Annotated in this window: 6 protein-coding genes; 3 read left to right on the forward strand and 3 right to left on the reverse strand. The window is 68.7% G+C overall.

The window, feature by feature from the left end; all coding sequences use genetic code 11:
* The first annotated feature begins 575 nt into the window (after positions 1-575).
* Complete coding sequence (locus ABZ824_RS11250; protein ID WP_356963177.1) at positions 576-2456, forward strand: ABC transporter ATP-binding protein; 1881 nt, start codon at positions 576-578, stop codon at positions 2454-2456.
* A gap of 12 nt (positions 2457-2468) precedes the next feature.
* Here ABZ824_RS11250 and ABZ824_RS11255 read toward each other — a convergent pair whose 3' ends face one another.
* The 3 genes from ABZ824_RS11255 to ABZ824_RS11265 form a co-directional block, all read right to left on the reverse strand.
* A complete protein-coding gene (locus ABZ824_RS11255) occupies positions 2469-3953 on the reverse strand; it encodes an alpha/beta hydrolase (RefSeq protein ID WP_355078876.1) in 1485 nt (494 codons plus the stop codon).
* Positions 3954-4259: 306 nt separating this feature from the next.
* Complete coding sequence (locus ABZ824_RS11260) at positions 4260-5255, reverse strand: oxidoreductase (protein ID WP_356963179.1); 996 nt, start codon at positions 5253-5255, stop codon at positions 4260-4262.
* A 37-nt stretch (positions 5256-5292) separates the two neighbouring features.
* Positions 5293-6363: a DNA polymerase IV gene (locus tag ABZ824_RS11265; protein WP_356963180.1), complete on the reverse strand. Its 1071-nt coding sequence runs from the start codon at positions 6361-6363 to the stop codon at positions 5293-5295.
* Positions 6364-6532: 169 nt separating this feature from the next.
* Here ABZ824_RS11265 and ABZ824_RS11270 point away from each other — a divergent pair, with 169 nt between their 5' ends.
* Together ABZ824_RS11270 and ABZ824_RS11275 are read left to right on the forward strand one after the other, a co-directional pair.
* Positions 6533-7117 carry a TetR family transcriptional regulator gene (locus ABZ824_RS11270; RefSeq protein ID WP_356963182.1) on the forward strand — a complete coding sequence of 195 codons (585 nt, stop codon included), beginning with the start codon at positions 6533-6535 and terminating at the stop codon, positions 7115-7117.
* A complete protein-coding gene (locus ABZ824_RS11275) occupies positions 7114-7566 on the forward strand; it encodes a PaaI family thioesterase (RefSeq protein ID WP_356963184.1) in 453 nt (150 codons plus the stop codon). The genes ABZ824_RS11270 and ABZ824_RS11275 overlap by 4 nt, the downstream gene beginning before the upstream one ends.
* Positions 7567-7883: the final 317 nt, after the last annotated feature.

Genomic DNA, 7883 nt, shown 5'->3' on the forward strand with positions numbered 1-7883 from the left:
CCTTCGGCGCGGCGTGTTCGCGGCCCTCTTATGGCTCGCGTTCGCGAGCCGGGCCGCGAACGGAACAGGCTCGGTCTCGCTTCGCTCGAAAGACATGGCTGAGGTGCGCTTTGCGCGTCGGGTATGTGAGTCGCGGACCCGGTGCGCGCGGAGTGAGGGCGGCCATTGTCAGGCTCGTCGGCAGTAGTGGCTCGTCGAGGACGTGATGGCCCTCTGGACCGCGCGCGATGGCGCGACGTGTTCGCAACAAGATCACTCGTATCAGGCCGGTTCGAGGAAGAGCCATTTGGTCGTAGTCGCCGGCTCGCCGCGTCGATGCCCGGACCGCAGCCTCGAGGAGCCGGTGTCTCCGTGTTCACGCTCGGCGGTATACGCCAATGACGACTGCTGCGGTTGTGGTGCACGCGATGCGCTAGTTACGCGAATGTCGATCAGCCGTCTGGGTTCGGGTTGTGCTCGTTTCGCCGTGGGCGGAAACACCGCCTGCCCGGAATCGACTTGAACTCAACCATTGTTGAGGTCTTAGTGTCGGTGGCCAGGTCTTGGATGGGGCGGGGAGCGAGAGGGAGAACAACGTGAGCATCGAATCCGTGGCGTGGAGCCAGATGTACCGGCGGGCGAACGCGCCGCAGGAACAGCGCCCGTTCCGCCGCGCCACCGCAAGGCGCATCGTTCGGTTCGCCGCGCCGCACCGGCGGCGGATCGGCGCGTTCCTGCTGTTCAGCGTGATATCGGCGGTACTCGCCGTGGCCACGCCGGTGCTGGCTGGCCGGGTCGTCGACCACATAGTCGGCGGCGCTGCGCCGCGGGTGGTGGTCGTCCTCGCGGTGGTGATCGGCGTGCTCGCGGTGTTCGACGCCGGACTAGGGGTGGCGACCCGGTGGATGTCGGCGCGAATCGGGGAAGGGCTCATCCTCGACCTGCGCACCGCCGTGTTCGACCACGTGCAGAAGATGCCCGTCGCCTTCTTCACCCGAACCAGGACCGGCGCGCTGGTCAGCCGGTTGAACAACGACGTCATCGGCGCCCAGCGCGCGTTCAGCGACACCCTGTCCGGCGTGGTGGCCAATCTGGTGACCCTCGTGTTGACCCTCGGGGTGATGATCAGCATCTCGTGGCAGATCACGTTGCTGGCGCTGGTGTTGCTTCCGGTATTCGTGCTGCCTGCGCGCCGGATGGGCAATCGCCTAGCCGATTTGCAGCGGGAAGCGGCCCGGCTGAACGCGGCGATGAGCACCCAGATGACCGAGCGGTTCTCCGCGCCGGGCGCGACGCTGGTCAAGCTGTTCGGTCGTCCGGAACAGGAGTCCGACGAGTTCGCCCTGCGGGCCCGCCGGGTGCGGAACATCGGCGTGCGCACCGCGATGCTGCAAACGGTCTTCGTCACCTCGCTCACGCTGGTGTCCGCGCTGGCGATCGCCTTGGTGTACGGGCTCGGCGGCTGGTACGCGCTGCGCGGGCAATTGGACGCGGGCGCGGTGGTGTCGCTGTCGCTGCTGCTGACCAGGCTCTACACGCCGCTCACCGCGCTGGCCAGCGCCCGGATGGAGATCATGGCCGCGCTGGTGAGCTTCGAGCGCGTCTTCGAAGTACTCGACCTGAAGCCGCTGATCGAGGACGCGCCGGATGCGAAAACGGTGCCGGCGGGCCCGGTCGCGGTGGAGCTGGACGCGGTGCGCTTCGGCTACCCGTCGGCCGACAAGGTGTCGCTGGCCTCGCTGGAGGACGTGGCGAATCTGGACACCCGCGGCGGGGTGGAGGTGCTGCACGACGTGTCGCTGCGCGCCGAGCCCGGTCAGCTGATCGCGCTGGTCGGCTCGTCGGGCGCGGGCAAGTCGACCATCGCGCAGCTGGTCTCCCGCCTCTACGACGTAGACGCGGGCGCGGTGCGGTTGAACGGCGTGGACGTGCGCGAGCTGACCACCGGATCGATCCGCGACACGGTCGGGCTCGTCACCCAGGACGGACACCTGTTCCACGACACCATTCGCGCCAATCTGCTGCTCGCGCGGCCGGAGGCCACCGAGGACGAACTCTGGGACGCACTCCAGCGCGCCCGGCTGCGCGACTTGGTCGCGTCGCTGCCGGACGGGCTGGAGACCGTGGTCGGCGAGCGCGGCTACCGGCTCTCCGGCGGTGAACGCCAGCGCCTGACCATCGCGCGCCTGCTGCTCAAGCAGCCGCGCGTAGTGATCCTGGACGAGGCGACCGCTTCGCTGGACTCGACCTCGGAAGCCGCCGTGCAGGAGGCGCTGTCCGAAGCGCTGGAGGGACGGACCGCGCTGGTGATCGCACACCGGCTGTCCACCATCCGCGCCGCCGACCAGATCCTGGTTCTGGAAGACGGCCGGATCGTGGAACGCGGCACGCACCCCGAGTTGCTGAACGCCGATGGCCGCTACGCGGAGCTGTACCGCACGCAGTTCGCCGAGGAACCCGTCACGGCCGCGGCGTGATCCGTCGTCCGGTCAGCTCGCCGTCTGGTCCGCGGTACAGGTCGTGTCGGCGTCCGGCAGGGTTCCCGCGCCGAAGTAGGTGTTGATCGCGTTGTTCACGCAACTGCTCAGCTCCGGCCGGAACGTCATGTGGATACGGACGTCTTGCAAGGTGACCATCCGCGACTGCGACAGATACTGGTGCAGCCGGACGCCGTGCGCATAGGGAGTGCGCGGATCTCCCGTCGCCTGCACGATGAGGGCGGGCACCGCGTTCCGGACCACGGTCGCGGGTTCGACCGGTCGAGGCCAGAAGGCGCACGGCTGAATGTTGCCCGCCAGCGCGCCGAACACCGGTTGCGTGGCCCGGCTCTCCTCGATATTGCGCCAGTACCAGAGGGGATCGATGGGCGCGCTGACATCGCCGCATGCGACCTCCGCCAGGACGGAGTTCTCGTTGTCCCGCAGCGCCGCCACGATGGCGCGCAACCGCGGCGTCTGCGAGGTCGTGGGCGGACCGCCCGCGGCGTCGGCGAGTTCGCGCACCGTCGCGGCCAGCGGTTCGTTCAGCCGGAAGTTCCACAGCAAGGCGTGCAGGATGAACGGCAACCAATGGTCGTCGATCGCGAATCCGTCGATGACGATCGGCTGGCGGTGAACGATGCGGACCAGCTCCTCGATCTTCGCGCGCACTTGCTGCGGTGTCGCGCCGAGCCGGAACTCTTCGTCGTGGGCGGCGGCCCACACCGCCCAATCGTCCAGCGCGATCTCGTCGGCGGGTCCCCAATCCTGTACCAAGCCCGTCCAATACCGATCCGGGTCGATCGCGCTGTCGAGCACGACCCGATCGCTGCGCTCGGGGAACATCTGGGTGAACACCGCCCCGAGATACGTGCCGTAGGACAAGCCGTAGAAATTGATCTTCTCCTCGCCCAGGGCCGCCCGGACGACGTCCATGTCCCGCGCCGTATTGCGAGTGGTGAACTGCCGCACCAACTCCGGATCACGAACCACGCAGCTCGCGGCCATGCCTGCGGACTGAACGGTGTCGTGCACGAAACCCAGCGGATCAAGGCCCGCCGACCGGACCATCTCGCCGACCGGCCACCCGCACCGCGGACTCGAGGTCGATTCGCCGACTCCGCGCGGGTCCATCCCGATCAGGTCGTAACTCGCCAGCACGTCGGGCGACAGCACGTCACCGAGCAGATCCACACTGTCCAGGCCGGGGCCGCCGGGACCGCCCGGATTCGACACCAGGATGCCCCGCCGCCGCGCCGGATCGCTCGCCTTCACCCGGGATATCGCCAAGGTGATCGTGCGACCGTCGGGACGCCCGTAGTCGAGCGGCACGAGGACATTCGCGCACTCGCCACCGGCTTTGTCCAAGTTCTCGACGCCGCACGGCTTCCACTCGAGCGTCTGGCGGTAGAAGCGGTCCGCGCCGCTCGGGTGCGAGTCGGCCACCGGCTCGGCCCGGCCGTACGCGGGCGCGGCCAGCAGTGCGGACACCGCCACTATCGACATCGAACGCCAGAACGGATTCGTGGACAACGAAATTCGCCTCTCGACCGGAGCGAGCACGTAGGTGGATGCGGAAGAACCGTATCGGATCGGTGCTCGCGACGGTGGCAACGGCTTCCCCCGCGCGGCGAGCTCCGATCAAGGCCGTCCGCGGAAGGGGAGCACGCTCGGGCGAACCGGCGAAGCCCGGCTCGAACGAATCGAGCCGGGCTTCGCTGATCGGTCTCATGCCCTGCGGTCTCGGTAGGTCCGGAACGCATCCGGCGTGGATGTCGTCCGAGCGCTACCGAGGACTTGCGGTCAGAATTCGCCCTTGACGCCGAGAACGGTGCGCCCCCGGTGGCTGCCGTTGCGGATGGAGTGCAGCACCCGCTCCACATCGGTGATCGGAGCGTAGTTCTCCAGGGTCGAAAGATGCTGCGGTCGTAGTTCTTTGCCGAGCTGGGCCCACACCTCCCTGCGGCGCTCGATCGGAAGGTTGACCGAATCGATGCCTTCCAGGGTGACACCGCGCAGAATGAACGGCATCACCGTAGTGGGCAGTTCCGCTCCGCCGGTGAGCCCGCTGGCCGCGACCGCGCCGCCGTAGCCGATGGCGCTCAGCACGTAGGCCAGCGACGCGCCGCCGACGCTGTCCACGGCCGCGGCCCACCGCGCTTTGGTCAATGGCCGCGGCTTGGCGTTCGGGTCCTCCGGCAGCCTGCCGATCACCTCGTTCGCACCGATCTCGCTGAGCAGATCGTTCGCGTCGGTCTTGCCGGTGGAAGCGATGACTTCGAAGCCGAGGCCGGAGAGAATGTCGATGCTCACGCTGCCGACCCCGCCGGTCGCGCCGGTGACCAGCACCGGGCCCGCGTCCGGCATGAGGCCGCGATCGAGCAGGGCCTGCACGCTCAGGGCCGCGGTGAACCCCGCGGTGCCGAGCGCGGCCGCGTCGCGCAGGCTCAGGCCCTCCAGCTTGACCACCCATTCGGCGGGCACCCTGGCGTATTCGGCGAAGCCGCCGTTGTGCGCGACACCGATGTCGTATCCGTGCGCGATCACCTGGTCACCCGGGGCGAAATCGTCGTCGCCGGACTCGACCACCTCGCCGACGATGTCGATCCCAGGGACGATCGGGTAGTTGCGCACCACACCGCCGCCCTTGGTGATCGCCAGCCCGTCCTTGTAGTTCGCGCTCGAGTAGTGCACTTTGATCGTCACGTCACCCGGCCCGAGGAAATCCTCGCCGGCCTGCTGCCGGGTCAGGACGATCCCGCTATCCGATTCGTGTGCCACCATCGCCCAGAACTTCATGCGGACGAGCATACGAGCGTCCGGACGGGTCCGGGAGTTACCGCGGCAGGAGTTCCAGCCGCACGCCGAGCAGACGAACCGGGCGGTCGAGGTCGAACCGTTCGATGATGCGCAGCGCCGTCTCGGCGATTCGCGCGACGTCGATGGTCGGTTCGGGCAGTTTTTCCTGTTTGCTGCGTGTGTAGAAGGTGTTCGTGCGCACCGTCACCGAAACGCGGGTGCCGATCCGGCCCGCCGCGGCCATCTCCTCGGCGACCTCGGTGGCCAGCCGCGCGACCTGGGCGCGGATTTCGCCTGGATCGGTCAGATCGTGCGGGAAGGTCTCGGATTTGCTGCGGCCGACCGGGATTCGCGGTTCGGTGGTGACGTCCGTATCGCCTTTGCCGTGGCCGAGCACCCAGAGATACGGACCGGTGTTCGGCCCGAATTCGGCGGCGAGTCGATGCCGGTCCGCCGTCATCAGCTCGCCTACGGTCCCGATACCGAGTTCGGCGAGCCGGGCGGCGATGCGGTTGCCGATGCCCCAGAGCGCGTTGGTCGGGCGATGGGCCATCACCTCGGTCCAGTTCGCGGCGGTGAGCCGGAAGACGCCCGCGGCGGCGCCCGCATCGGCGGCGGGCTCGGCCGACGACTTGCCCGCCGACTTGGCGAAGCCGGTCGCGAGCTTGGCGGTGAGCTTGTTGTCCCCGATGCCGATCGAGCAGGTCAGTTCCAGTCCGGCGATCGCGTCGCGCACCTGCTGCGCGAGGGCTTCCGGGTCGTCGGTGTCGGCGGCGAGGAACGCCTCGTCCCAACCCCACACCTCGACCCGCCCCGGAAACGTCCGCAGCAGGGCCATGACCTCGTCGGAGGCGTCCTCGTAGGCGGCCATGTCCAAAGGAAGGAACACTCCGTCGGGGCACTTGCGCTGAGCGCTGCGCAGCGGCATTCCGGCCCGCACACCGAACCCGCGCGCCGGATAGGACGCGCAGGTCACCACCTTGCGCGGTTCGGCGGGATCGCCGTGGCCGCCGACGATGACCGGCAGCCCCCGCAGTTCCGGATGACGGCGGAACTCCACCGCTGCCTGGAACTGATCGAGATCGACATGCAACAGCCATCTGGCCACATGCCGTTCTTACCGCAGGGGTGCGACACCCGGCCGCAATTCCGGCGCGAGCGCCCGCCGACCGGCATCGTGCCATCGTCCGCAACACCGCGATGAGTCCCACTGCCCGATCCCCTCACACGGATGCCCTGACATTGCGCGGCCCGCAGAACAGAACTAAATTCTGGATATGAAGATTCGAGATCGGTTGCTACTGGCAGCCGAGCGCCAGTTCGCCGAGCACGGAGCGCTCGACGCGACGCTGACCCAGATCCGGGGCGCGGCGGGCGCCAGCGTCGGTGCGCTCTACCACCACTTCCCGGACAAGGCCGACCTGTACCGGCAGGTGTGGGCCAACGCGCTGGCGGACTATCAGAAGCATTTCTGGGCGGTGGTCGGCGACAGCGCCGACGCGCGGGAAGGCGTCACCGCCGGTGTGCGCGAACACTTGCGGTGGGTGAGCGAAAATCAATATCGCGCAACGGTACTCACCTCCGCGCGGCCGCCGGGAGTGCGCGAGAGCGAGAGCAATCGCCGCTTCATGTCCGACGTGACGCGGTGGTGGCGCACCCACGCGGGATACGAGGTGGTGCGCGATCTGCCCATCGATCTGGTCTACGCGCTGTGGCTGGGTCCGGCGCAGGAATACACCCGGCAGTGGCTGGGCGGTGACATGCGCATCGCCCCTGCCGAAGTCGCGGGCGAGCTGGCCGACGCCGCCTGGCTGGCGCTCGCCGCCGATCGCACCGCGGCCGCAGGGCAGCTGTCCGAGTGACCGCGACCAACACCCTCGACCTGGACAGCGCCAAGAAGATACTCGCCGCCCAGCCCTTCGCCACGCTGATCGGCACCGAGATCACCGCCTTCGGCGACGGCGCCGCGACCCTGATCATCCCGCTGCGCCGCGAACTGACCCAGCAATTCGGCTACGTGCACGGCGGCGTGCTCGCCTATGCCGCCGACAACGCCCTCACCTTCGCCGCGGGAACGGTTCTCGGCGCGAACGTCCTCACCGGAGGTGTCACCATCACCTACCTGCGGCCCGCCGCCGGCGACCGGTTGCGCATCGAGGCATCCGTCACCGGGGCGACGCGCCGCCAGGCGGTTGCCCACTGCGCGATCTACGCGGAAAGCTCCGGGCGCGAACCGGTCCTGTGCGCGGTGGGCCAAGGCACCACCCGGCTGGCGGAAACGGACTTGACCGGCACAAATACCAGTCCCTGACCTCACGACGACCGCTCGCACGTCGCCCGCGCTATCGGGTGACGGCGGCACTGGCCGGGGTGTCGGCGCGCGGGCGTACACAAGAACGAGATCCGCCGACCGCCTGTGCCGCCGCTCGGCAAGTGAGTTGCGACACAGCACTTTCGGCGAGGGTCAGCCGCCCGTCCGGTGTGGCGAGGTGCGTTCATGGTAGCCACACCGGGCAGGGCGAGCGATGAGCCGCTCCGGTGCTTCACCAACGTCCCTCCGCCGATCGCGACATGCGAAGGGCCGGGCCCGGATACGCTCCGTGCCCGGCCCGTTCCATCCATCAGGCG

This window comes from Nocardia sp. NPDC047038 (assembly GCF_040644075.1).
Taxonomy (GTDB): domain Bacteria; phylum Actinomycetota; class Actinomycetes; order Mycobacteriales; family Mycobacteriaceae; genus Nocardia; species Nocardia sichangensis.